Origin of the sequence: Ruania rhizosphaerae (assembly GCF_009805705.1) — a bacterium.
Taxonomy (GTDB): domain Bacteria; phylum Actinomycetota; class Actinomycetes; order Actinomycetales; family Beutenbergiaceae; genus Ruania; species Ruania rhizosphaerae.
Map to the genome: position 1 here is coordinate 112,405 of NZ_VSMB01000004.1, position 23,707 is coordinate 136,111.

Sequence of the window (23,707 nt, forward strand, 5' to 3'; positions counted from 1 at the left end):
CTGCGGCCACCGAGTTGCCAGGTGTGGCCGGTGCGAACGGCCCGACACGGGCCGGAACTGGCAACTCACCGCGCTCAACCTGTCACGCTGTCCACACCCCTGCCCCGGATGTCACACCGCCCCCGTAGCATGGCCGACGTGCTGCACATCCACCGCTCCGAGCGCACCGACGCCCTGGTCGCGCCGCTCGCGGAGGTGCTCGCCGAGGCACCGGAGGATCCGTTCACCCCGGACGTGGTGGCTGTGCCCACGCGCGGGATCGAGCGGTGGCTCGCCCAGCGCCTCTCGCACTATCTGGGGGTCCCCGACGGCGCAGGTTCCGCGGGTGTGTGCGCGAACGTCGACTTCCGCTCCCCCGGGCGGCTGGTGCAGGCGGTGCTGTCCGCGAGCACCGGGGTGGACCCGGATGAGGATCCGTGGCGCTCGGCCCGGCTGGTGTGGCCGGTCCTGGAAACCGTCGACGCGTGCCTGGACGAGGACTGGGCCGCGCCGTTGTCTCGGTTTGTGGGCGGAGCAGATGACGGGCCGGTCGACGCCATCCGCCGGTCCCGCCGGGTGGCGCTGGCCCAGCGCATCGCCGGCCTGTTCTCTGCCTATGCTCACCAACGTCCGGATCTGATCACGGCGTGGCGCGAGGGTAGCGACACCGACGGCCACGGCATCGCAGTCCCGGACGATCTGCACTGGCAACCGCAACTCTGGCGGCGGGTGCGCGAGCACATCGGCTCCCCCAGTCCGGCGGAGACACTGACGGCGGCGCTGACCGCCATCGAAGCGGATCCGGAGTCGGTCGACCTGCCGGGCAGGCTCTCGGTGTTCGGGCCCACCCGGCTGCCGGAGGATCAGCTGCGTGTGCTGCGCGGTCTGGCCACTCACCGCGAGGTGCACCTGTGGCTGCCGCACCCCTCCCCGGTGGTGTGGGACGCCGTCGCGACCACGCCCCCGCCCGGGATCCGCCGGGCGGATCAGGAGCCGGTGGCCCGTCACCCGTTGCTGGTCTCGATGGGAACCGATGGATCCGAGCTGCAGCAGCGGGTGCAGCGGGGGGCGGTCGCCCATCATCACCCGGCCCCGGAACCGCCCGCCACCCTGCTCGGCCGCCTGCAGCGGTCGTTGCGGGAGGACGAACCAGAACTGGGCCACGAACTGCTGGCCGCAGGCGACCGCAGCGTGCAGGTCCACGCCTGCCACGGCCGGGCCCGGCAGGTGGAGGTACTGCGGGAGGTTCTCACCGGGTTGTTCGCCGCCGATCCGAGCCTGGAACCCCGGGACGTGGTGGTGATGTGCCCGGATGTGGACGCCTTCGCCCCGCTGATCACGGCGACATTCGGCGCCGCTCCCGGGGAGACAACCCCCGACGCCGGGCAGACGCACCCGGGGCAGCAGCTGCGGGTGAGCCTGGCCGACCGGGGCGCCCGGAACACGAACCCGGTGCTGGCAGTGCTGGACACGGTTCTCCACCTGGCCGACAGCCGGGTGAGCGCGCCGGAGGTGCTGGACCTGGCGGCGACGACGCCCGTGCGGCGCCGGTTCCGTCTCAGTGAGGACGATCTGGACCGCTGGCGCACCTGGGCGGTCGAGGTGGGTGTGCGCTGGGGTGAGAACGGTGCCCGCCGCACCCGCTACGGCATCGACGCCTCGGTTCGGCAGGGCACCTGGGAGGCGGCACTGGACCGGGTGCTGCTCGGCGTGGCGATGGCCGAGGAGGACTCCCGGTACGTGGGAGCCGCGCTCCCCGTGGACGACGTCGGTTCCACCGATGTGGAGGTGGCAGGCCGGTTCGCCGAGTTCGTGGACCGCCTGACGGGCCTGCTGGCACGGCTGGACGGCGCCCACTCGTTGCGGCACTGGCTGGACACTCTCGATGACGCAGTGACACTGCTGACCGATGCGGAGGAGCCGTGGCAAACGATCCATGCGCGCCGGGTGCTGGCCGACGTGCGCGCGGCGGGCTCCGGCGGGGCCTCAGCGTCCAGTGAGGGGTCACCGCTGCTGCTGGCCGATGTGCGCGCGCTGCTCGCAGACCGGCTGGCCGGTCGCCCCACCCGCTCGGGTTTCCGCACCGGAGCGCTGACGGTGTGCTCGCTGGAGCCGATGCGCGCCGTCCCCCACCGGGTGGTGTGCCTGCTGGGCATGGACGACGGTGCCTTCCCCCGCTCCCCCACCCCGAACGGTGACGACATGCTCGCCCGCGATCCCTGCCTGGGTGAGCGGGACCTGCGCAGCGAGGACCGGCAGATCTTCCTGGACGCCATCACCGCCGCCGGCGAGCACCTGGTGATCGTGCACACCGGGGCGGACGAGCGCACCGGTGCCCCGCGGCCGCCGGCAGTTCCGGTGGCCGAGCTGGTGGACGCACTCGACCGGGTGGCTACCGCACCTGGCGGCGGGCCGGTTCGCGACCACGTGGTGACCCGCCACCCGCTGCAGACGGTGGACGAGCGTTCCTTCACTGCGGGCGCCCTGGGCGCCCCGGGTCCGTTCAGCTTCGATGCGGCCGCCTTCCGCGGTGCGGTGGCCGGGCGGGGGGAACGAGTCACCCCGGGGGTGCTGGTCACCGAACCGCTGCCGGCTCTCGACGGCGGAGCGTCCGCACCGCAGGGCCCCCACCTGCACGGTGGTTCCGCCGGTACGGGGGCTCGTCCCGGGGAGAGGGCTGCTCCACCCGTGCTGGATCTGGACGAACTGGTGGAACTGCTCGAGCACCCGGCACGCTGGTTCGTCCAGCGGCGACTGGGCGCACGTCTCGTGCGCGACGAGGACGAGGTGGACGACCGGCTGCCACTGACGGCCGGTGGTCTGGACTCCTGGGCGGCCGGCGATCGCATCCTGGCCGCGGTACGCCAGGGAACCGAGCCGCGGCAAGCGTTCCAGGCAGAGTGGCGCCGCGGGCAGATGCCGCCGCGGCAGTTGGGGAACGCCGCCCTGCTGGAAGTGATGGAGCGGATCCGCCCGATCCACGCGATGGCCACCGAGGCCGCCCGCGTGGGCACTGCGACCGGGGTGGACGTGCTGGCCGAGACCGGTTCTGGATCGGCCGCTGTGCTGGTGGCGGGCACTGTTCCCGGCGTGCACGGGGAACGGGTCGTACGCGCGGAGTACTCCCGGCTCGGGGCCAAGCACCGCCTGCGGGCCTGGGTGCAGCTGCTGGCCCTGGCGGTCAGCGAGCCCGACCGGGCCTGGCACACCGTGACCATCGGCCGCGGGGAGAGCAACCGGTACGGCGAAGACGTGCCAACGGCGGCAGCGAGCCAGCTGCGTCCGCCCGGGGACGCGGGCGCAGTACTCGCCGATCTGGTGGCCCTGCACACCGAGGCCACCCGTATGCCGGTGCCGATCCCACCGAAGATCGCCGAACGCTACGCCACCGCCCGTTCCAAGGGCGCCAGCCCTGACTCCGCGTTGGCGCAGGTGCGCCGCGGGTGGCGGTACGACTACCAGGCGGACGACCCGTTCCACGTGCTGTGCTTCGGGGAGGCGGCGAGTCTGGAGCAGGTGGCGGGCGCACCGTCGGAGCAGGATCTCGCCCACTACCCGGAGGAGACGACGCGCCTGGGGGCGCTGGCCCGGCGTGTATGGGACCCGCTGCTGGCCTGTGAGGAGCGGATTACGTCATGACCGACCGGATGCACACCTCAAGCCAGGCCGAGACAACCGATCCGGCCGACACCGCCGGGCCCGACCACGCGCCGGACCACGTGCCCGCCCATGGTGTCGCCTGTGCCGCCCAGGACCGTGACACCTCGCGGGCACCGATCGACGCGGCCACTTTCGACGTGTCCGGCCCGCTGCCGGAGGGCACCACCGTGCTGGAGGCCAGCGCCGGCACCGGGAAGACGTTCACGATCGCAGCGCTGGCGGCGCGCTACGTGGCCGAAGGCGTGGCCGAGCTGCGCGACCTGATGCTGGTGACCTTCGGACGGCAGGCCACCTCCGAGCTGCGGGACCGGGTGCGCGAACGGCTGGTCGGTACCGAACGGGCGTTGCGGGCCGCGGACCCGGCCGGCAGCCACGACCCGCTGGTGGCGATGCTGGCGGATGTGGATCCCAGCGAGCTGGACCGCCGTCGTGCCCGGTTGGCGAGGGCACTCTCCCAGCTGGATGCGGCCACGATCACCACCACCCACGGGTTCTGCCACCAGATGCTCACGGCGCTGGGGATCGCCGCCGACGTGGACCCGGCGGCGACGTTCGTCGCGGACGTGGCGGACCTCGTGCAGGAGGTCACCGACGACCTGTACGTCCGCGAATTCTCCGACGAGAAGCAGCCCCAGCTGACCCCGGACGAGCTCTACGCGCTGGGGAAGGCCGCCGTCAGTGATCATGGCGCGGAGCTGGAGCCGAAGTCCGACGACACCACCGAACTGGGCGCATTGCGGTACCGGCTCGCCGTAGCGGTGCGCGAGGAGACCGAGCGGCGCAAGCGCGTGGGTCACCTGCTGGACTACGACGACCTGCTGGTGCTGCTGCGGGATGCGCTCCGGGATCCGGTCCATGGCCCGGCGGCAGCGCAGCGGGTGCGTGAGCGCTACCGGGTGGTGATGGTGGACGAGTTCCAGGACACCGACCCGGTGCAGTGGGAAATCCTGCGGACCGCCTTCCACGGTCATCGCACGCTGGTGCTGATCGGGGACCCGAAGCAGGCGATCTATGCTTTCCGCGGGGCGGACGTGGTGGCCTACCTGGACGCCAAACGCGACGCAGCGGTGACCGCGACGCTGGGCACGAACTGGCGCAGCGACGCTCCGCTGCTGCAGGCGCTGCAGACGATGATCGGCGGCGCGGCGCTCGGGGACGACCGGATCACCGTGGGACCGGTGGCCCCGGCCCACAGCGAGGAGCGCTTCGACGGCGGACCTGCACTGCGGATCCGGCAGGTCACCCGTGAGGCGATGGGTGTGCGACCCGGCAAGGACGCCTATGTGGGCGAGGCGCGATCGTTCGTCGCGGCCGACACGGCGGCGGACATCGTGGCCCGGCTCGGGCAGGCGCGAATCCGGGACGACGTGAACGATGCCTGGCGGGCATTGCAGCCGGGAGACGTGGCCGTGCTGACCCGCACGAACGCGCAGGCGGAGCAGGTGCGGGCCGAGCTCAACGCCCGCGGTGTGCCCGCCGTGGTCTCGGGGCTGTCCAGCGTCTTCGCCACGCCGGCCGCCCGGGAGTGGCTCACGCTGCTGGATGCGCTCGAGCAGCCGGGCTCACGGCAGCGTGCGTCGGCGCTGGCGCTCACTCCGTTCGCGGGCTGGGATGCCAGGAAGCTGGCGACGGCGGAGGACCCCGACCGTGACCGGCTCGCCGAGAGGGTACGCACCTGGGCGCGCCTGCTCGCCTCCCGCGGGGTGGCGGCACTGCACGAGGCCGTCACCCGCAGTGGGGTGGCCGAGCGGCTCATGGCGACCACGACCGGGGAGCGGCGCCTGACCGACCTGCGACACGTGGGCGAAGTGCTGCACACGGTCGCGGTGACCGAGGGGCTGGGTGCGGCGGCGTTGACGGGGTGGCTGCGCCGTCGGATCCGGGAGGCCACGCGCGACTTCGAGGAGGAACGCAGCCGGCGACTGGAGACCGATGCGGCGGCCGTGCAGGTGGTGACCGTGCACGCGAGCAAGGGCCTCGAGTTCGGTGTGGTGTACGTGCCGTTCGCGTGGGACCGGTACGAGTCGGCCACACCCTCGGTGCTGGGCTTTCATGCCGACGACGGCCGTCGGATCCTGCACGTGGGCGGGCAGGGCTCGCAGTTGTACCGGGAGGCGCGCGAGCGGTACCAGCGCGAGGACAGGGGTGAGGATCTGCGACTGCTGTACGTCGCCCTGACCCGTGCCCGGCACCAGGTGGTGGCGCACTGGGCGCCCACCCGTGGCAACTCGGCGAAGGGGCCGCTCACACGAGTGCTGCTCGGGGCGCGGGAGCTCGGTGGTGCCCCCGCGGTGGCGGCCGACACCTCAGCGATGCGGGACGACGCGGCCCGGGAGGCTTTCGAGGCGCTCGCTGCCCGGTCCCCGGCGATCGCGGCGGAGGTGGCACCGGCGGATGCGAGCCGGGAGCGGTGGGTGCCGCCGGCCCGGGACACCCCGGAGCTCGCGGTCGCGCACCTGGACCGGCTACCGGATGTCAGCTGGCGGCGTGCGTCGTACACGGCCCTGACGGCGGCGGCGCACCACGCAGGCCCGGCGGCGGACCGCAGTGAGACAGCCCGGCCGGCGGGTGTGGTGAGCGAACCGGAGGGCGCGGGAGTGCTGGACGAACCTGCGAGTGGGGCGAGCGTGGAGGACGGATTCGTGGTTGACGCCGCGCCCGTGGCCGGCGATGCTCCCGGGCTCGACCTGCCCTCGCCGATGGCGGACCAGCCCGCGGGGGCCGCCTTCGGCACCTTGGTGCACGAGGTGCTCGAGTACGCCGACACCGCGGCCACGGACCTGGACGCCGAGCTCCTGGCGCGGTGCCGGACGGCCTCGTCCGCTCGGGTGGACGGGCTGGACGTGGAGTCGCTCGCCGATGCACTCGGGACGGTGATGCGGACCCCGCTGGGCCCCGTGGCAGGCGGGCGGACGTTGGCGCAGATCGATCCGGCGGACCGGCTCTCCGAGCTGGAGTTCGAACTACCCCTGGCTGGTGGTGATGTGCCAGGCGGGCGCGCGGTCGGCGGTAAGGATGGCGGTCAGGTCAGTGCGGCGGCTGCGTCCGCTCCGGCGGCTACGACGGCTCCGGCGGCACCTCTGCGTGCGGCGACGCTGCTGGACATCGCCGATGTGCTGGAGAGCCACCTCGAGACTGGCGACCCCTACGCGCCCTACCCGCAGATGCTCCGGGCACTGGCCACTGACCCGCAAGGACCGGCGGAGCTGCGCGGATATCTGACCGGATCGATCGATGCGGTGCTGCGGGTGCGTGAGGCACCCTCCGACGGCAGCGAGCCGTCAGAGGGTAGCCCGACACGGCGAGAGAGCACGCAGTTCCTGGTGTGCGACTACAAGACGAACCGGCTGGGCACTCCAGGCGCGGACCTCACGGTGCACGACTACCGACCCGAGGCGGTCGTGGAGGCGATGCTGCACGCGCACTATCCGCTGCAGCTGCTGCTGTATCTGGTGGGCCTACACCGGTACCTGCGGTGGCGGTTGCGCGGCTACGACCCCGACGTGCATCTGGGCGGGGGCTTGTACCTCTTCGTCCGTGGCATGGCGGGCCCGGACACCCCGGTGGGGCCGGACGGTTCGCCGTTCGGGGTGCTGGCGTGGCGGCCACCGGCCGGGCTGGTACCGGCATTGTCGGAGGTGCTCGATGGGGTGGGCACTCAGGACACTCCACGCGCTCAGGACCCACAGCGCACTCAGGGAACACGGGGGACGGTATGAGCACGGTGACCACCTCCACCCTGGCGAGCGTCGACGGGGACGTGCGCACCGCCGTCGGGGCCCCTCCCCTGCTGGCGCGGTTCAACGCCGCCGGGCTGGTGACCGCGACGGATGTGCAGGTGGCGACCCGGTTGGGCACACTCACCGGGGAGGGGGACGAGCGGGTACTGCTCGCGGTGGCGCTGACCGTGCGAGCGCTGCGTGGGGGGTCGGTGTGCCTGCACCTGGGCGACGAGGCGGAGTTGGAGGTACTGCGGCTGCCCGACGACGCCGTGCTGGGCGAGCAAGCAGCGGAGCCACCGCCGTGGCCCGAGCACCCCGGATGGGTGGCGGCGGTGCAGGCCAGCCCGATGGTCGCCGTCGGGAGTGAGAAGCACAGCGAGCACAGCGAGCACAGCGAGCACAGCGAGCACAGCGAGCACAGCGAGCACCATGGCGCGGGAGCCTCGCAGCCCGACGTGCGGCCTGCCCGCTGGGTGAACGGGCGGTTGTACCTGGACCGGTACTGGCGGGATGAGTTGACCGTGCGGCGGCTCATCGACGCCCGGCTCACGGCGCCGGACCTGCACGTGCCCGGCGATGCCGGCGGAGCACTGGACCGGTTGTTCCCCGAGGCAGGGGACGACCGGCAGCGCCTGGCGGCCGCGCACGCGCTACGCAGGCGACTGACAGTGCTCACCGGGGGCCCGGGAACGGGAAAAACGACCACGGTCGCGCGCCTGCTGGCGGTACTGCAGGACGCTGCGGGGCCGGTGCGAGTGGCGCTGGCCGCCCCTACGGGGAAGGCGGCGGCGCGACTGCAGGAGGCGGCAGCCGAGGTCGTCGGGTTCTTGGAGGACTCCGACCGGGACCGGGTGGGGCTGCCGGAGGCGACGACGGTGCACCGGCTGCTCGGGTTCAAGCCGGGGAGCAGCACTCGCTTCGCGCACGACGCCGCGCATCACCTGCCGCACGACGTGGTGGTGGTGGACGAGACCTCGATGGTGCCGCTGTCGCTGATGGCGCGGTTGCTGGAAGCGTTGCGCCCGGACGCCCGGTTGGTGCTCGTGGGCGACCCGGATCAGCTGGCGTCGGTGGAGGCCGGTGCGGTGCTCGGCGACCTCGTGGCACGGCCGCCGGTCGCGGAGGCGCCGGTGGGGCTGGAGTCGGTGGGGCTGGAGTCGGTCGGGGCAACGTCTGAGCGCGGTGAGATGGCGGCCGATCTCGGCAACGGCGTCGTTCGCCTGACCACCGTGCACCGGCAGGAGCAGGGCTCGGAGATCCTGCCGTTGGCGGCGGCGATCCGGGCTGGGGACGCGGATCGGGTGCTGGAGCTGCTGCGGGCCGGCAGGCACGGGGTGGAGCTGGTATCAGCGGACGTCGAGCACCTGGAGGAGCAGGCGATCGCGGACCTGCGCCACGATGCAGTGGCCGCTGGGGAGAAACTGATGGCGCGGGCCGAGGCCGGGGATGCAGCCGGAGCGTTGAACGCACTGAATGAGCACCGGCTGATGCTGGCCCACCGGCGCGGTCCGGCTGGGGTGGCCCGGTGGGCGGCGCAGGTGGAGGTCTGGGTGCAGGAGGGGGCACGCGCGGCTGCGGGGACCACGCCGACCGCGCCGAGGATGCCGGTGCTCCTGTCCGGTTCCCCGTGGACGGTGGGCCGGCCGATCCTGGTGACCAGCAACGACAAGGACGTGGGGCTCTACAACGGCGACACCGGGGTGCTGGTGGCCGACGGGGAGAGCGTGGTGGCTGCGTTCGGGGACTCGCGCCGCCCGATGCTCGTGCGTCCCTACCGCCTACCCCCGGTGGAGACGGTGCATGCGATGACCGTGCACCGGGCGCAGGGCAGCCAGTTCCAGCGGGTGTCGCTGATCCTGCCGCCGGCCACGTCGCCCTTGCTCTCGCGCGAGCTGCTGTACACGGCCGTGACGCGGGCGCAGGAGTTCGTGCGGGTGGTGGGCAGCGAGGAGGCCGTGCGGGTGGCGGTGGAACACCCGGTGCGGCGAGCGAGCGGGCTGCGAGAGCCGCTGTGAGATGACGTGCCGCTCAGGAGGCCGCCGCTCCCGGCCCTGTCAGCACGTCGACGTCGTCCCCGTGCATCGGCTCACCGCAGTGGTCGCACCGCAGATCCACGCGGGAGATCTGCCCGCAGGCACGATGGCGGTGGAGCACGGGCGGGCCGGCTTCGCCGGCTAGCCACCGGTCGCCCCAGCCGCCAAGGACCATCAGCACATCAACGAGCTCAAGACCCTTGACGGTCAGGTGGTATTCGTAGCGAGGGCGCTGGTCGTACGGGCGGCGCTCGAGGACCCCGTGTGCCACCAGGTGATGGAGGCGCTCGGTCAGTACCTTCCGGGAGATGCCGAGGTCACTTTGGATCTCCTCGAAGCGGTGCATCCCGACCCACACGTCCCGCAGCACCAGCGGCGACCAAGGCTCGCCGATCACGTCGAGGGTGCGGGCGATCGAGCAGGTCATCGCGGCGAAGTCGGTGCGCTGCATCGCAGCATCATATCAACAGGGTTCCCTGAAGGAACTTTGAACGCTATGCTCAGTAGAGTTCCCTGACGGAACTTGAGCCGGGTCTTCGACCACGGCCTTCTGTCCTCTTCGACGCACACGAGACGGAGACTCCATGAGCACCGCAGTCCTCGACCTCCCGCAGGGCAGCCTGGAACTGCTCGACACTGACGTTGCCCAGACCTTGCTCGCCGCAGCGATCCCAGCGCGTGTTGCCTTCACGGCCACCGACGGCACCCCTCGCATCGTGCCGACCTGGTTCCGGTGGGCTGGCAGCGAGGTGGTCATGCCCACGTTCATCGCCGCACCGCACGTGAGCGGACCCTCCCGCCGGATTGCCGCGCTACGGGCACGCCCGGACGTTGCGGTCTCGATCGACACCGAGCAGACCCCGTCTCAAGCGCTGCTGCTCCGCGGCCAGGTGGATATCACTGAGGTCGATGGGATCGACCCGGACTTCGCCGATGCCGCCCACCACTACCTCGGCGCGGAAGGTGCGGACGACTATCTCGGCATGGCCGATCAGCCGGGCACCCGGATGGCCCGGATCGCGTTGCGGCCGACCTGGGTCGGACTGCTCGACTTCGACGGCGGTCGCCTGCCGGACATCATGTCTGGGCGGTAGCGAGGGCCCAGAGCTGCGCATATGCCTGCGTCACGTGGTGCCGCGGCGCGAACGTCGCCACTGGAGCGCGCTCGTCACCCATCCGCTCCACCACCACGCTGGCCGGAACGACCACATCGACGATCTCGGAGTGCTCGGCGGGAAGCTCCTCGGCGGCCCGGCGGTGGGTGAGTTTGCGCCGGTCGACCATGGAGAGGAACGCCAGGATCGGAGCCGGCTTCGCGGAGTCTGCCACCAGCTCGCGCACCTGCTCCAGCGAGCGCAGCGACAGCGCTGCGGGAGGCACAGGCGTCACGATCACGTCAGCCGAGCGCACCGCATTGTCGGCCACCAGCGACGCGCCGGGAGGACAGTCCAAGATCACGGTGTCGTAGGTACCAGCGGCGTCCTTGAGTACCTTCTGCAGCCGCCGACGGGACCCCTTTGCGGCGTCAAGCATCAGTTCGAGTTCCCGGTAGGAGTCATCAGCAGGGACGACGTCGATCGGGTGATGACCGTCGACGCTGGGTAGATCAGCCTTGCGAGCCACCTCGGAGATCGCATTGCTCCCCTTCAGCAACTTGGCGACCCCACCCTTGAGCTTGGGCTTCACGCCGGTCAGGTACGTGCTCGCGCCCTGAGCGTCCAGATCCCACAGCAGCACCCGGCCGGACTTGCTCGCCTCCCAGGCCAGGTTGAGCGCTGCCGACGTCTTCCCTGCTCCACCCTTGGTGGAGTACACCGCGACAACCTTCATGCACTCACCCTAGAAGCACGTCGATCACGTTGTCACTGCCGGTCGGCGGTGATCGGAGTCGAGCACGTGAACGTTCGCTGAACGACCAGCGACACTTCGCTCCACCGTCTGCCCCTGTCACCGCCCTCGCCTACCGTGGTGCCCAGAGAGACAGGAGCACTGTATGACCCAGATCATCGCCCATCGCGGCAACTCGTCCGTGGCACCGGAGAACACCCTGCCCGCTTTCGCGGCCGCCGCGCTTGCGGGCGCCCACATGATCGAGATCGACGTGCAGGTGGCCGTCGACGGATCCGCCGTGGTCATCCACGACGCCAGTGTCGATCGCACCACCGACGGCGCCGGTATCGTCGCCGAGATGCGCGCCAAGGATGTGCGCCACCTCGACGCAGGTGAGTGGTTCGACCCTGCCTACGAGGGCACACCTCTCCCCTTCTTCGGGGATGTCGTCACCCTGATGCTGCGCTACCCCGAGCTCGAGCTGCTGCTGGAACTGAAGGGCGCATGGCCCGCAGAGCCGACCCAGGCACTGCTGACCCAAGTCAAGGAAGCCGGCCTCACCGACCGGGTGCTCGCCCAGTCCTTCGAGGTGGAGATGTTGCGCACCCTGCAAACCCTGGCGCCGACGATGCGCCGGGCCCTGCTGGTCCAGGAGGCAGACACCCAGGCACTGGCGACCTGCGCGGAACTGGGCGCCGTCGCGTGCAACCCGTCCTCCGCCAGTGTGATCGCCGACCCGTCGGCCGCCACCCGCGTGCACGAGGCGGGACTGCAGATCTATACGTGGACCTCCAACGAGGCGGCCGAGTGGGCACCGTTGGTGGCCGCCGGGGTGAACGGCATCATCACCGACCGACCCGATCGGCTCGCGGGATGGCTCACCACCAGCCAGATCTCCTGACCGCCGAGGTCGACTACTCGCACAATCCCCGCCTTCGCGCACAGTGACGGTCGGAACGCTCGACACCCACCCGTGCCATCGATCAGGAATCGAGAAGTGCACGACCCCGATGTCCGCCTACGGTGATGGCACCAGCGCAGACGAAGGGAACGACGATGTCGACATCCGCCAAGAAGAGCACGGCCACCGCCGACGGATTCTCCGAACAGGAGCGGGAGGCGATCAAGCAACGCGCCGCCGAGCTCAAGACTCAGGCGCGGCGCGGCAGCCGCGCTGAGAAGGCCGAGGCCAAGGCAGCGGCTGACGAGGCCGATGTGCTCGCGAAGATCGCGAAGATGCCCGACGGGGATCGCCAGCTCGCCGAGCGCGTGCACGCGATCGTCGCAACCGCAGCGCCGGAACTGGCGCCCAAGCTCTACTACGGCCAGCCGGGCTATGCCCGCAACGGCAAGGTGGTCTGCTTCTTCCGCAGCGGCCAGATGGACAAGGAGCGCTACTCCACCTTCGGCGTCAGCACTCTCGCGGCACTCGACGAGAACTCCGGATTGTGGCCGACCGCCTACGCTCTCACCGAACCCACCGAAGCGGCGTGGGAGCAACTTGCCACTCTGGTCGAGCGCGCGGTGAGCTAACGCCTACATGCCGCGCCGAACGCTGACCTACTCGGCGTTTCCGGCGATTCGCCGAACAAGTCAGCGTTCGGCGTGGGTGGTGGGTTCGAGATGGTGGGCACGGGGAGATGGGCGCGGGAGGGCGGGAGGGCATCAGACCCCGGCACCCGCGAGCGCCACCGCGGTACTGATCGCCGCCACCGTCGCCTCGTAGCCGACGTCCTGCCGGGAGCCGGGCAGCCCGGCCCGGTCGCGCGCCTGCTCCACGCCGGTGCAGGTCAGCACGCCGAACCCGACCGGGACGCCGGTGGACGTGGCCACCTGGGTGAGCCCCGCCGTCACCCCCTGGCACACGTACTCGAAGTGTGCGGTGGTGCCCTGCAGCACCATCCCCAGCGCCACCACGGCATCGAACCCTCCCCGTGCCAGCCGGCCGGCAGCCACGGGCAGCTCGAAGCTGCCCGGCACCCGCACCACCTGCGGTTCCTCGATGCCCGCGTCCGCGAGCGCCCGGAGCGCCCCCTCGAGCAGGCCGGTGGTGATCTCCTCGTGCCAGCAGGCCGCCACGACGGCGACCCTCAGGTGCGGAACAGACGGCACCTGGATCTGTGGTCCGGTGTGCGGGGCGTGGGTGCTCATACTGGGGTCCTCTCGTGGGTGGTGGGTTCGTAGCCCGCGGGGCAGACGACGGCCGGCACGTAGCCCGCCGGCTCGTCAGTGGCGGCCGCCGGAGCGGCCGAGCGCGGGGCGGAAGACGAGGCAGTCGATCCGGGCACGACGGCCTCGGGCAGCCAGGGCAGCACATGCCCCATCCGCTCGGACTTGGTGCGCAGGTAGGCGAGGTTGTCGACGCCGACCGGTGCCGGTGCCGGCTCGTGCCCGCGCACCGTCACGCCGCCGAGCGCGAGCGCCGCCGACTTGGCCGGGTTGTTCGACTTCAGGCGCACATTCCGGGCACCGAGATCGAGCAGGATGGCGGCCGCCGCCGCGTAGTCGCGGGCATCGGCGGGCAACCCCTGGTCGAGGTTCGCCTCGACCGTGTCGCGCCCCTGCTCTTGCAGTGCGTAGGCACGGATCTTCGCGCTGAGCCCGGTGCCGCGCCCCTCGTGGCCACGCAGGTACACGACCGTGCCTCGCCCGTGGGCTGCCACGGCCCTGAGCGCGTCGTCGAGCTGGGGGCCGCAGTCGCAGCGCAACGATCCGAACGCCTCACCGGTCAGACATTCCGAGTGCACTCGCACCAGCACCTCCTCCTCGCCCGCAAAGCGGTCGCCGGAGTCGAGCCCGTGGCACAGGGCCACATGCTCGGTACCCGCAGGATCGGTGAAGACGACGGCCCGGAACACCCCGGCCGCCGTGGGCAGCATGGCGGCCGCCCCACGATCTACCTCGGTCGCCCCACTGTGCACCGGGGTGGACGCACTCCCGCGCAGCCCCTCGGCTCTGTCGTGCGGCGTCGATCCGCGACCGGCTGGGGCGTCACCGCCCTGGGACTGTGCCCGCGCCCCGCCCGGCCGGTCGGACGCGGACCCCACCCCCGACCCGCCCCGGCGATAGGCGACGAGCTCGGCCACGCTGACCACCGGCAGATCGTGAGCCGCCGCCAGGGCGCGCAGTTGCTCGCCCCGGGAGGGGACGCCGTCGGGGCTGAGGATCTCGCAGATCACGGCGGCCGGCGCGCGTCCGGCGAGGTGGGCCAGGTCCACACCGGCCTCGGTGTGCCCGACGCGGCCGAGCACACCGGCAGGGTGGGCTACCAGCGGGAACACGTGCCCCGGCCGGGCCAGATCGTCGGGCGCGGTGGCTGGGTCAGCGAGCAAAGCGATCGTGCGGGCGCGGTCGGCGGCGCTGATGCCGGTGGTGATGCCCGAGACGGCGTCCACGGAGACGGTGAATGCCGTCCCGTGCGCCTCGGTGTTGCGGCGGGTCATCGGCGCCAGTTCCAGCCACTCGGCGGTCTCGGCGGTGATCGGCGCGCAGATCAGTCCGCGCCCGTGGGTGGCCATGAACGCGACGATCTCGGGGGTGATCGCATCGGCGGCGGCCACCAGGTCGCCCTCGTTCTCGCGGTCGGCATCGTCGGTGACAATCACCATCCGCCCAGCGGCGATCGCCGCGATCGCGTTCTCGACCTCACGCATGAGCGGCCTCCCTGACGGCGAGCAGGCGTTCGACCTGCTTGGCGAGCACGTCCACCTCGAGGTTCACCCGGTCGGGTGGGGCGCGGTGCCCGAGGGTAGTGGCCTCGAGGGTGGCGGGGATGAGTCCGACGGTCACCAGGCAGCCGTCGCCGGTGTCGGCGAGCTCGGCGACGGTGAGGGAGACGCCGTCGATTGCGATCGATCCCTGCGGCACCACGTAGCGCGCCAGGTGCGCGGGCACGTCGATGGTGACGCGGTCGGCCAGGTCGCCGGCGGTGCGGCCCACCACGGTGCCCACGGCGTCGATGTGGCCGGTCACCACGTGGCCGCCGAAGCGCCCGTTCGCTGCGAGCGCCGGCTCGAGATTCACCCTGTCTCCGGGCTCGCGCTGGCCCACGGTGGTGCGTCCGAGCGTGGCGGGCATGAGGTCGGCGGCAAACTCCACGACGGCGTCCCTTCCGTGCTCCTGGGCGGAACCATCCACCGCGGTCAGGGTGGCAACGGTGACGCAGACGCCGTCGACGGCGATCGAGTCGCCGAGGGCGACGTCGTAGGGCAGCCGGCCCCGGACGTGCAGCCGGGCCCCTCCCGGCGCAGGTTCGAGGGCGGTGACGGTGCCGAGGTCGGTGACGATTCCGGTGAACATGGTCTCTCCTTGGTGATCGAGGCCGTGGGCATAGTGGGCGGCGGGAACGGAGTCCGCTCAACGGTCCGTTCGGCGGGTCGGGCGGGCGATGAGTCGGATGTCGGGGCCGAGGGTGGTGACGTCGATCGGCTCGAGGCGGTGGGTGCCGGCGATCGTGGCCACACCGGCGTCGGTGAGGGCTGCCGGGCCGGCGCCGAGGAGTGCGGGCGCAAGGTAGGCGACGACGCGATCGACGAGACCGGCAGCGAGGAAGGTGCCGGCCAGTCGCGGGCCGCCTTCGAGGAGGACCGATCGGACGTCGCGGGCGTAGAGGGTGGCGAGCACCGCGTCGAGGTCGAGACCGCCCGCCCCGCTGGTTGCCCGGGGCACGCGCGCGAGCTGCACGCGCTCCGGCGCATCGGGTTCGGGTGCATCGGGATCGGACGCATCCGGACCGAGCACCAGCAGGGTCGACGCTGCGGCGTCCAGCACCCGTGAACCTGGAGCAGTGGTACCGCTCGGGTCGAGCACCACCCGGAGCGGCTGGCGTCCGTCCTGCGGCGACGGCCGGACGGTCAGCTGCGGGTCGTCCGTGCGCTGGGTGCCGGCCCCGATGAGCACCGCGTCGACGCTGTCACGCAGCTGGTGCACGTCGGCCCGGGCCTCCTCCCCGGTGATCCACCTGCTGGTGCCGTCCGCAGCCGCGGACCGGCCGTCGAGCGTGGCGGCGAACTTCCAGGTGACGTGCGGGCGGGAGGTGCGCTGCGCCGTCAGCCAGGGTTCGTTGACGAAGCCGGCTGACTGCGTGAACTCAGCGGGCACGAGGTCGCTGCCGGGGCCGTGCACCTCCACGCCCGCCTGCCGCAGCACCTCTCCCCCACCCCCGTACAGCGGATCGGCGACGGCATAGACCACACGCGAGATCCCCGCCCTGAGCAGGGCCTGCGTGCACGGGCCCGTGCGGCCGGTGTGGGGGCACGGCTCGAGGGTGACGACAGCGGTCCCGCCCGCGGCGCTGGATGGGGCACGGGCGTCGTCCAGCGCGACGACCTCGGCATGCGGGCCGCCGGGGCGGGCGTGCCAACCCTCGCCCGCCACGTGCCCCTCAGCGTCGAGGATCACGCACCCGACGGCAGGGTTCGGGCTGACCCGGCCAAGACCGTGGGCACTCAGCTCGATGGCGCGCTGAAGGGCGGCGACCACGCGATCATGGTCACCGGAGCGGGCATCGTGGGCTCCGCCGTCGGGGTGGGCCACCGGGTTCCTCCTGCGCTAGGGCGCAGCCCGGGGCCGGCGACGACGAACGGCTCCCCACGCAGACCTACGCCGACGGGAGGCGCCGACCACCGCGCGCGCACTTCCTCCCATCCGGACTTTCACCGTCGGTCCAGGAGTTTCACCTGGTCAACCGGCCGCTGGCTGCGGCCGGGTCGCGGACTGTAACCGCCGGTTCGGAATTACACCGACCCCGGAGTGCGCGAACTTCAGTTCGACCTGTTCAGTGTGGCACAGCGTGTGTCCGGGCCGTGAGTGAGCGTCCTCACGCCCATCTCGTGAACGCCTCCGGACGGTGGCGGGATGAAAGTGACGGGAATACTGCCAACCAGGCTCGTATACGCACTGGGGTGGCAGTATTCCCGTCACTTTCATCCCAGTTGTCCCACACCCCACGGACCCCCGAGCGGATCTACTGCTGCATCACCCAGAGCCCGAGCGGTTCATGGTCGTCGTCCTGGCCGCGGATCGCTCGCAGGTTCTGGGCGACGAATCCGGCCACCGCCCGGGCGCCAGCCAGTCCGAAGTGGGTCGTGTCGCGGGCTTCCTCTGGGCTCCGGTCCGGCTTGCCGTGCGGGAACAGCGTTGGCCCCGCCTCGGCGCCCAGCCATTCATAGAGCCACCGAGTGAAGGCGGTGAGCTCGATCACCGGGACGTCCAGACGGTGTCCGAGGCGGCGCACCGCTCGCGGGTAGGAGCCATGGGAGAGGCGCAACGCTCCCTCGTCATCGCGCAGCAGTCGTTCCACTGACGTCGCCAGCACCGGCGACCCGCCGCGCTCGCGCACCTCGGCCACGAACCGCTGCAGATTCTCGGTGTAGCGCCCGTCAGCTTCGAGATCGGCGTCCTTCTGATCGTTGTGCCCGAACTGGATCACGACGACGTCTCCCGCCTCGACAGCGTCGACGGTCGCCTGCCAGTTCCCCTGCGCCACGAAGGAATCCGTGGTGGCCCCGCCGAATGCACGGTTGACTACCGGCTCGTCGACGAACTCCTGGAACACTCCGCCCCAGCCGATCACACCGGACCCGTCGAGCGGGCCGGGTGCCACCGTGGAGTCACCTGCGAGATGGATGGTCATACATGCTCCGTTCCGCCCAAGTCCTGACTCGTCATCAGGTCAGGACTTGCCGTTGAATGGATTCACGGTCAGAGGAGCCGAGATGGGGGTCAAGACGCCAGCACCTCATCGCAAGGCGGGCGTCTCCACGATCTCGGCCACCGCCGTCAGGGTCCGTCGCAGTTCCTGTGCCTTCTCGAGCCCGAGCGCCCCGAAGAGCGCATCAGCGAGCCGGATACGCACGGCTTCGACCTGCTCCAGGACAGCCTGCCCGCTCGGGGAGACGTGGACGAGGCCGAGTTCTCCGCTGGGATCGGACTCGTGCGAGTGCCGCCCGATGAGCCCACGCTCGGCGAGCCCATCCACGGTGGCTTCCGCCGCCTCGGGCACCTGACCGATGGCGCTGGCAATCGCCCGGTGGTGCTCCGCCCCCGCTGCAACTGCTGCAAGCACTTGCACCTCGCCGGCGCGCAGACCGGTGGCGGACTCGATCGCCCGCGCGAGCTGCGACCCGGCATCGCCGATGCGGCTGAGCTCGTCAGCCAGGGAGAGGATCTCGTTCACCCCCGCAACCGGGGCCGCGTCGCGGACGTTCACCACGGACAGTGCGGTGCTGGCGTCGGCGCTGATGTCTCGGGCGTCGTCGATCATGCTCACACCCCTCTCAACGCCTCGGGCCGCCGGGGAGTTCCCCAGGCGGCCCGAGACATCGCATCTCAGGCGTTGGCCGGTTCCGGTTCCCGGTCGGCTGTGCCCTCGTCGGCGAAGAGGTTCTCGGCGTTGCCGGCGCGGTAGCGATCCTCGTCGAGGATGCCCTCCCGCTTGGCCACGATCGTGGGTACGAGCGCCTGGCCGGCCACGTTCACCGCCGTGCGTCCCATGTCCAGGATGGGATCGACGGCGAGCAACAGACCCACGCCCTCCAGCGGCAGCCCGAGGGTGGACAGCGTCAGGGTGAGCATCACCAGCGCCCCGGTGAGTCCCGCCGTCGCAGCGGATCCGACCACGGAGACGAAGGCGATGAGCAGGTAGTCGGTGACCGACAGATCGATGCCGTAGAACTGGGCGACGAAGATCGCTGCGATCGCCGGGTAGATCGCGGCGCAGCCGTCCATCTTCGTGGTGGCCCCGAGCGGCACGGCGAACGAGGCGTACTCGCGCGGGACCCCGAGGTTGCGCTCGGTCACCCGCTCGGTCACCGGCAGCGTGCCGATCGAGGAACGAGAGACGAAGCCGAGCTGGATGGCCGGCCATGCCCCCTTGTAGTACGGAAGCGCAGGCAGCCCGTTGACCCGCAGCAGCACGGGATAGAGCAGGAACAGCACGATGGCCAGGCCGATGTAGATCGCGACGGCGAAGGTCGCCAACGGCGCGAACAGTTCCGTTCCATAGGTGGCCACCGCCCGCCCGATGAGACCGAGCGTGCCGATCGGCGCGAGGCGGATGATCCACCACAGCACCTTCTGGATCACGGCGAGAGCTGAGGCGTTGAAGCTGAGGAAGGCATCAGCCTTCTGACCTGAGCGCAGAGCAGCGATCCCGACGACGAGGGCGATGACCACGATCTGCAGCACGTTGAAGTTCAGCGAGACCGAGTCACCGCGCAGCCCGGCGTCGAGTCCGAGGACGTTGCTGGGGATCAGTCCGGTGAGGAAGTCGACCCAGCTACCGGTGCGGCTCGGTGCCTCGGCGAGGTCGGCGCTGATCGAGGTGTTCTCGCCGGGCCGGGTGATGAGGCCGAGCGCCATACCGATGGCCACGGAGATGCCGGCGGTGATGGCGAACCAGAGCAGGGTCTGACCGGCGAGCCGGGCGGCGTTGGAGACTTTCCGGAGGTTGGCGATCGAGGCGACGATCGCCAAGAAGACCAGCGGGGGAACGATCGCGCGCAGGAGGGTGACGAAGGACCCGCCGATCGTGGCGAGCGTCTCGGTGAGCCAGTTCGGGTTCTCGTCGGCTCCGACGGTCCCCATCTGCAGGGCGACCCATCCGAGTACGGCGCCCAGGACGAGGCCGAGGACGATCTGGACGCTGAACGAGGGAAGTCGCAGCCGGGAGCGACGTGGAGCTTCAGAGGTGGTGCCGGTCGACACGGGTCAGGCCTTTCGCGCGGGGTGGGCGGATGCTCGGTGTGACCTCGTGATCGGGCCGGATGGGGCGCCGTCGGGAGGGCACAGGCGGCCACGCTGGTGCGTGAGCCGCAGAGCATCGTGCACACGCCGGAAGGCCGGAACATGCGACGGGCCCGGACCGTCCACGATCTGGACAGCCCGGGCCCGTCGTTCGGTCAGTGACCGGTCAGAGTGTGGCGGCGGTGGGGTCCCACTCGGTCGGGAGCGCGTCCGGGACGGTGACCGTGCTGGCCACCTCGACCGCGGTGCCGGCGGTCGCCGCCTCGTCGATGGAGATCATCACGTCGAGCACGTGGAAAGCGATCTCGCCGGATGCGCGCTCGGCCTCACCGGCGCGGATCGCACGGGCGAGCTCGACCACACCGGTGCCGCGCGTGGTGGTCACCCCCGCGGAGGGAATCTCCTCGGCCTCGCCGGCCCCGGGCGCCCAGAGCGTGGTGGCGCCCTCGAACTTGTTGGGGTCGGGCACCACGACTGAACCGGCTGAACCCGTGACCTCCAGCAACGTCCGCTTGATCTCGGACTCGAAGCTGAACACAGCCTGGGCCGCGGCACCGGACTCGAACTGGATGAGCGCGCTGTGGTGGGTGGGCACGTTGACCGGGAACTCGGTGCCCGCCTTCGGACCGGCCCCGATCACTCGGGTGGCCTGCGCCGTCGAGGCGCTCGCACTGACCGAGGCGACCGGACCGAGTAGGTGCACCAGCGCCGTCAGGTAATACGGGCCGATATCGAACAACGGCCCGCCACCGACGTCGAAGAGGAACTCCGGGCTCGGGTGCCAGGAATGCGGCCCAGGCGTCTGGAACAGAACCAGACCGTTCAGCGGCGTGCCGATCCGCCCGGCCCGCAACTCCCGGATCGTGGTCTGCAGACCCGAGCCGAGAACAGTGTCGGGCGCGCACGCGACCCGCAGACCGGCAGCCTCGGCCGATTCCAGCAGCTGCCGGCCCGAGGCCCGGTCCAACGCCAACGGCTTCTCGCTCCACTGGTGCTTACCAGCGGCGATGATCTGCTGGCCCACCTCGGCATGCACCGCCGGAATGGTCAGGTTCACGACGATCTCGACCTCGTCCACGGCCAGCAGGTCGGCGACCGTGCCATGGCCCGGCACACCGAACTCCTCGGCCTTGGCCTGGGCGCGCTCAACGTCGAGGTCGGCGATGAAGAGCACCTCGAGGTCGGGAAAGATGGTCAGGTTCTTCAGGTACTGGGTGCTGATCACCCCGGCGCCGATGACCCCGACGCCCACACGGCCGGCCATCAGGCGCGGTCCTTGAGGTAGGCGAAGCTGGCCGCGAGACCTTCGAAGACGTCGCCGTCGTAGTCGTCGAACTCCACCACGCGGACGGCCTCCGGAGCTGCGGCCAGGATCGCCTCGACCGGGGCCTGGCCAGCGCCCGCGGGCAGCTGCGCCTTGTTGTCACGGGTGAGCGGGCCATCCTTGACGTGAATGTGGGTGACCCGCGAACCGAGCCGCTCCAGCAGCGCGGCGGCGGAGACGCCGCCCACCTCGGCCCAGTAGGTGTCGACCTCGAGGATCACTCGCTCATCGAGCGCAGCAGCGAAGATCTCCAGCGCCGGAGTGCCCTCGATCTCAGCAAGCTCCCACCAATGGTTGTGATAGCCGATCCTCAAGCCCTGGTCCGCTCCCTGCACGGCGAGCTCGTTGAGACGAGCAGCCAAGCCCTCCACGGACTCCCGGGTCTCCCACTGCTCGGCCGGGATGGCTGGGTCGATGAGGGTGGACATCCCCAGGGTCCGGGCAGCTCCGAGAATAGCGGCGGGGTCGTCGGCCGTGACGAGCTTGGCGTGCCCGGACGTGAGGCTCAGGCCTGACTCGTCCTTGGCCTTCTGGTATTCCTCCACCCGGTCAGCGAAGCCGAATGCCTCAGCCTCGGTGAAACCGATATCGGCGATCCGTCGCAGCGCGGCGGACATGTCAGCCGTCATGGCTTCGCGGACGGAGTACAGCTGGACGGAGATCGGTGCTCCGGTCATGTGGGGCTCTCCTCGATGAGTCAGCTCGATACAGGTGCAGCAGTCACGCTACTAGGAACCGCCGAAAAAACGAAACGTTTCGACTTTTCGGTCGTAGGCGAGGAGACAACCCGCACCAGGAGCCTGTGACCGTACGCCCGCCAGGCACTCACCTGCCGGAGGGAGCAGGCTCAGGTGCCGGTACCGTCCCCATCACCCCACCACCGAGTCGACGCACGTCGGCGACGATCGCGTCGGTCACGCGTGCGCTATCCGCAGGCCCGAAGGGGAGATGCAACCTCGGCAGGAGCCCGATGAACCTGCGCGAGGGTATGACCCGGGCCGCACCGCCGTACAGATGGCGCGCGGGCCCAAACTGCGACCGCAGCACACTCCCCGCCTCCTGTGTAGCGATCACCACCACCTCGGCCACACCGTCGAGCTCGGACATCAGCCGGCCCACCTGGACCAGCGGCGTGGCGGTCGAACGGGCAACGCTGACAAGGACAACAGCGGCCTGGCGCTCGGTCGACATCAGCCATGTCACCAGCTCAGGAATCTGCTCAATCTCGCTCACCCAATGTCTACCCCTCATACCTGTGCACGACAGAGCAAGCAACGATCCATCACGCGAAACCGGCTGTGATTCGTCTCACATCGCAGATATGACGGGTGTCATGGACGGAAGGTGACAGTGCGGCGGCGATCTCGTGCGGCGGCGCACTACCTCCAGCAGCACGACGGCGGGAGTCTGGACCAGTACCCATTGCCAGCCGGAACCGCCCGGCAACCTGCCCGAAGGAGCAACGATCATGATCGAGTCACTACGCGAGTTCACCGAAGGACTTCCGCCGGTCGTCCAGTGGCTGGGTGTGGTCCTCGCGAGCGCGATCCCGTTCGTGGAGTCCTACTTCGGCTCCGCGATCGGCGTGCTTGCCGGCCTCAACCCGTTCGTCGCCATCCCTGCCGCGATCGTTGGGAACGTCGCCTCGATGGTGCTCCTCGTTCTCGGCGCCTCGCGCGTGCGCAACGCCGCGACGAAGAGCCGCGAGCCACAGTCGAACCCGCGGCGCGAGCGCCTCAAGCGGATGTTCGACAAGTTCGGGGTGCCCGGGGTCAGCTTGCTGGGCCAGACGGTGCTGCCGAGCCAGATCACGTCGATGGCGATGGTCTCTTTCGGGGCATCCCGCAACGCCGTGATCGGCTGGCAGATCGTCTCGATCGCGATCTGGGGCATCGCGTTCGGCACACTCGCCACACTCGGGGCGAACGTCCTCACCACCCAGTGACGCGTATCCGATAGAGCCCCGGGCGGGCCGGTCACGGCCCGCCCGGGGGTTTGGAGCGCACGCACATGCAGGCCCGGGGGAGGAGACCGCAACTACCACGCTCACCATGTACGACACATGAGGGCGGGAATGCTCACGCGAGACTTCCTGTGATCTGCATCACAATTGCCGGAGGTGAGTCGCTTCTCGGCTATTCGAACCTACCCAGGGTCCGGAGTGCAGCGATTCAGCATCGCCCACAACGCAGAAGGGCCGGAATCTCAATGATTCCGGCCCTTCTGTGTCGCTGTCTCAACGAGCGCGCCCGGAGGGACTCGAACCCCCAACCTTCTGATCCGTAGTCAGATGCTCTATCCATTAAGCTACGGGCGCTCATGGCTCAAGGCCGCGTGTCACTCTACCGGTCCTCGGCGCCGCTGACCAATCCAGCCGTTGTCGGACCGGTCACACTGCGCCACGCACGCGCCTC

19 protein-coding genes, 1 tRNA gene and 1 riboswitch are annotated in these 23,707 nt (G+C 70.7%); of the genes, 7 read left to right on the forward strand and 13 right to left on the reverse strand.

What is annotated here, in order from left to right:
• The first annotated feature begins 138 nt into the window (after positions 1-138).
• The 3 genes from recC to recD are packed head-to-tail and all read left to right on the forward strand — an operon-like array spanning position 139 to position 9,376.
• Positions 139-3,618 carry an exodeoxyribonuclease V subunit gamma gene (recC, locus tag FV560_RS08000; RefSeq protein WP_200837577.1) on the forward strand — a complete coding sequence of 1,160 codons (3,480 nt, stop codon included), beginning with the start codon at positions 139-141 and terminating at the stop codon, positions 3,616-3,618.
• Positions 3,615-7,358, forward strand: coding sequence for a UvrD-helicase domain-containing protein (locus FV560_RS08005; RefSeq protein WP_235020001.1), 3,744 nt, complete (start codon positions 3,615-3,617; stop codon positions 7,356-7,358). The genes recC and FV560_RS08005 overlap by 4 nt, the downstream gene beginning before the upstream one ends.
• Positions 7,355-9,376 (forward strand): exodeoxyribonuclease V subunit alpha, encoded by a 2,022-nt coding sequence (recD, locus tag FV560_RS08010; protein WP_159620999.1) that lies wholly within the window; start codon positions 7,355-7,357, stop codon positions 9,374-9,376. The genes FV560_RS08005 and recD overlap by 4 nt, the downstream gene beginning before the upstream one ends.
• A gap of 13 nt (positions 9,377-9,389) precedes the next feature.
• Here the strand turns inward: recD and FV560_RS08015 are convergent, their stop codons facing one another.
• Positions 9,390-9,845: a winged helix-turn-helix transcriptional regulator gene (locus FV560_RS08015; RefSeq protein ID WP_159621000.1), complete on the reverse strand. Its 456-nt coding sequence runs from the start codon at positions 9,843-9,845 to the stop codon at positions 9,390-9,392.
• 133 nt (positions 9,846-9,978) lie between these two features.
• Here FV560_RS08015 and FV560_RS08020 point away from each other — a divergent pair, with 133 nt between their 5' ends.
• Entirely contained in the window at positions 9,979-10,488 is a 510-nt protein-coding gene (locus FV560_RS08020; protein WP_159621001.1) for a pyridoxamine 5'-phosphate oxidase family protein, read from the forward strand.
• On the opposite strand, the gene FV560_RS08025 is transcribed toward FV560_RS08020, so the two are convergent.
• Positions 10,472-11,224, reverse strand: a complete 753-nt coding sequence (locus tag FV560_RS08025; protein ID WP_159621002.1) for a ParA family protein — start codon at positions 11,222-11,224, stop codon at positions 10,472-10,474. The genes FV560_RS08020 and FV560_RS08025 overlap by 17 nt on opposite strands.
• Before the next feature lie 163 nt (positions 11,225-11,387).
• Here FV560_RS08025 and FV560_RS08030 point away from each other — a divergent pair, with 163 nt between their 5' ends.
• Positions 11,388-12,125 carry a glycerophosphodiester phosphodiesterase gene (locus FV560_RS08030; protein WP_159621003.1) on the forward strand — a complete coding sequence of 246 codons (738 nt, stop codon included), beginning with the start codon at positions 11,388-11,390 and terminating at the stop codon, positions 12,123-12,125.
• A gap of 155 nt (positions 12,126-12,280) precedes the next feature.
• On the forward strand, positions 12,281-12,757 hold the full coding sequence (locus FV560_RS08035; protein ID WP_159621004.1) for a DUF1801 domain-containing protein: 477 nt from the start codon (positions 12,281-12,283) through the stop codon (positions 12,755-12,757).
• Between the two features lie 132 nt (positions 12,758-12,889).
• On the opposite strand, the gene ribH is transcribed toward FV560_RS08035, so the two are convergent.
• The 10 genes from ribH to FV560_RS08085 all read right to left on the reverse strand — a co-directional run bounded on the left by ribH (position 12,890) and on the right by FV560_RS08085 (position 22,526).
• On the reverse strand, positions 12,890-13,375 hold the full coding sequence (gene ribH, locus FV560_RS08040) for a 6,7-dimethyl-8-ribityllumazine synthase (RefSeq protein WP_159621005.1): 486 nt from the start codon (positions 13,373-13,375) through the stop codon (positions 12,890-12,892).
• A complete protein-coding gene (ribB, locus tag FV560_RS08045) occupies positions 13,372-14,877 on the reverse strand; it encodes a 3,4-dihydroxy-2-butanone-4-phosphate synthase (protein WP_159621006.1) in 1,506 nt (501 codons plus the stop codon). The genes ribH and ribB overlap by 4 nt, the downstream gene beginning before the upstream one ends.
• A complete protein-coding gene (locus FV560_RS08050) occupies positions 14,870-15,523 on the reverse strand; it encodes a riboflavin synthase (protein WP_159621007.1) in 654 nt (217 codons plus the stop codon). The genes ribB and FV560_RS08050 overlap by 8 nt, the downstream gene beginning before the upstream one ends.
• A 57-nt stretch (positions 15,524-15,580) precedes the next feature.
• The gene (ribD, locus tag FV560_RS08055) at positions 15,581-16,759 is read right to left on the reverse strand and encodes a bifunctional diaminohydroxyphosphoribosylaminopyrimidine deaminase/5-amino-6-(5-phosphoribosylamino)uracil reductase RibD (protein ID WP_235020002.1); all 1,179 of its coding nucleotides are present in this window, start codon (positions 16,757-16,759) and stop codon (positions 15,581-15,583) included.
• A gap of 93 nt (positions 16,760-16,852) precedes the next feature.
• A riboswitch (FMN riboswitch) is annotated at positions 16,853-16,983 on the reverse strand.
• Positions 16,984-17,189: 206 nt separating this feature from the next.
• Positions 17,190-17,858, reverse strand: a complete 669-nt coding sequence (locus FV560_RS08060) for a rhamnogalacturonan acetylesterase (protein WP_159621008.1) — start codon at positions 17,856-17,858, stop codon at positions 17,190-17,192.
• Positions 17,859-17,963: 105 nt separating this feature from the next.
• Positions 17,964-18,488, reverse strand: coding sequence for a helix-turn-helix domain-containing protein (locus tag FV560_RS08065; protein WP_159621009.1), 525 nt, complete (start codon positions 18,486-18,488; stop codon positions 17,964-17,966).
• A 65-nt stretch (positions 18,489-18,553) separates the two neighbouring features.
• Entirely contained in the window at positions 18,554-19,930 is a 1,377-nt protein-coding gene (locus FV560_RS08070; RefSeq protein ID WP_159621010.1) for a dicarboxylate/amino acid:cation symporter, read from the reverse strand.
• A 205-nt stretch (positions 19,931-20,135) separates the two neighbouring features.
• Complete coding sequence (locus FV560_RS08075; RefSeq protein WP_159621011.1) at positions 20,136-21,233, reverse strand: Gfo/Idh/MocA family protein; 1,098 nt, start codon at positions 21,231-21,233, stop codon at positions 20,136-20,138.
• On the reverse strand, positions 21,233-21,970 hold the full coding sequence (locus FV560_RS08080; protein ID WP_159621012.1) for a sugar phosphate isomerase/epimerase family protein: 738 nt from the start codon (positions 21,968-21,970) through the stop codon (positions 21,233-21,235). The genes FV560_RS08075 and FV560_RS08080 overlap by 1 nt, the downstream gene beginning before the upstream one ends.
• Positions 21,971-22,118: 148 nt before the next feature.
• On the reverse strand, positions 22,119-22,526 hold the full coding sequence (locus tag FV560_RS08085) for a hypothetical protein (RefSeq protein ID WP_159621013.1): 408 nt from the start codon (positions 22,524-22,526) through the stop codon (positions 22,119-22,121).
• A gap of 235 nt (positions 22,527-22,761) precedes the next feature.
• Between FV560_RS08085 and FV560_RS08090 the strand changes: the two genes are divergently transcribed.
• Positions 22,762-23,238, forward strand: coding sequence for a hypothetical protein (locus tag FV560_RS08090; RefSeq protein WP_159621014.1), 477 nt, complete (start codon positions 22,762-22,764; stop codon positions 23,236-23,238).
• Positions 23,239-23,537: 299 nt separating this feature from the next.
• Here the strand turns inward: FV560_RS08090 and FV560_RS08095 are convergent.
• Positions 23,538-23,610 (reverse strand) — tRNA-Arg (locus tag FV560_RS08095).
• Positions 23,611-23,707 lie beyond the last annotated feature (97 nt).

Bases quoted from the DNA above. Each gene is read 5' to 3' on its own strand.
- FV560_RS08025 (WP_159621002.1), bottom strand. From the start codon at position 11,224: ATGAAGGTTGTCGCGGTGTACTCCACCAAGGGTGGAGCAGGGAAGACG.
- FV560_RS08030 (WP_159621003.1), top strand. From the start codon at position 11,388: ATGACCCAGATCATCGCCCATCGCGGCAACTCGTCCGTGGCACCGGAG.
- FV560_RS08075 (WP_159621011.1), bottom strand. From the start codon at position 21,233: ATGGCCGGCCGTGTGGGCGTCGGGGTCATCGGCGCCGGGGTGATCAGC.
- FV560_RS08080 (WP_159621012.1), bottom strand. From the start codon at position 21,970: ATGACCGGAGCACCGATCTCCGTCCAGCTGTACTCCGTCCGCGAAGCC.
- FV560_RS08035 (WP_159621004.1), top strand. From the start codon at position 12,281: ATGTCGACATCCGCCAAGAAGAGCACGGCCACCGCCGACGGATTCTCC.
- FV560_RS08060 (WP_159621008.1), bottom strand. From the start codon at position 17,858: ATGACCATCCATCTCGCAGGTGACTCCACGGTGGCACCCGGCCCGCTC.
- FV560_RS08065 (WP_159621009.1), bottom strand. From the start codon at position 18,488: ATGATCGACGACGCCCGAGACATCAGCGCCGACGCCAGCACCGCACTG.
- FV560_RS08090 (WP_159621014.1), top strand. From the start codon at position 22,762: ATGATCGAGTCACTACGCGAGTTCACCGAAGGACTTCCGCCGGTCGTC.
- FV560_RS08020 (WP_159621001.1), top strand. From the start codon at position 9,979: ATGAGCACCGCAGTCCTCGACCTCCCGCAGGGCAGCCTGGAACTGCTC.
- recD (WP_159620999.1), top strand. From the start codon at position 7,355: ATGAGCACGGTGACCACCTCCACCCTGGCGAGCGTCGACGGGGACGTG.
- FV560_RS08005 (WP_235020001.1), top strand. From the start codon at position 3,615: ATGACCGACCGGATGCACACCTCAAGCCAGGCCGAGACAACCGATCCG.
- FV560_RS08015 (WP_159621000.1), bottom strand. From the start codon at position 9,845: ATGCAGCGCACCGACTTCGCCGCGATGACCTGCTCGATCGCCCGCACC.
- ribB (WP_159621006.1), bottom strand. From the start codon at position 14,877: ATGCGTGAGGTCGAGAACGCGATCGCGGCGATCGCCGCTGGGCGGATG.
- ribH (WP_159621005.1), bottom strand. From the start codon at position 13,375: ATGAGCACCCACGCCCCGCACACCGGACCACAGATCCAGGTGCCGTCT.
- FV560_RS08050 (WP_159621007.1), bottom strand. From the start codon at position 15,523: ATGTTCACCGGAATCGTCACCGACCTCGGCACCGTCACCGCCCTCGAA.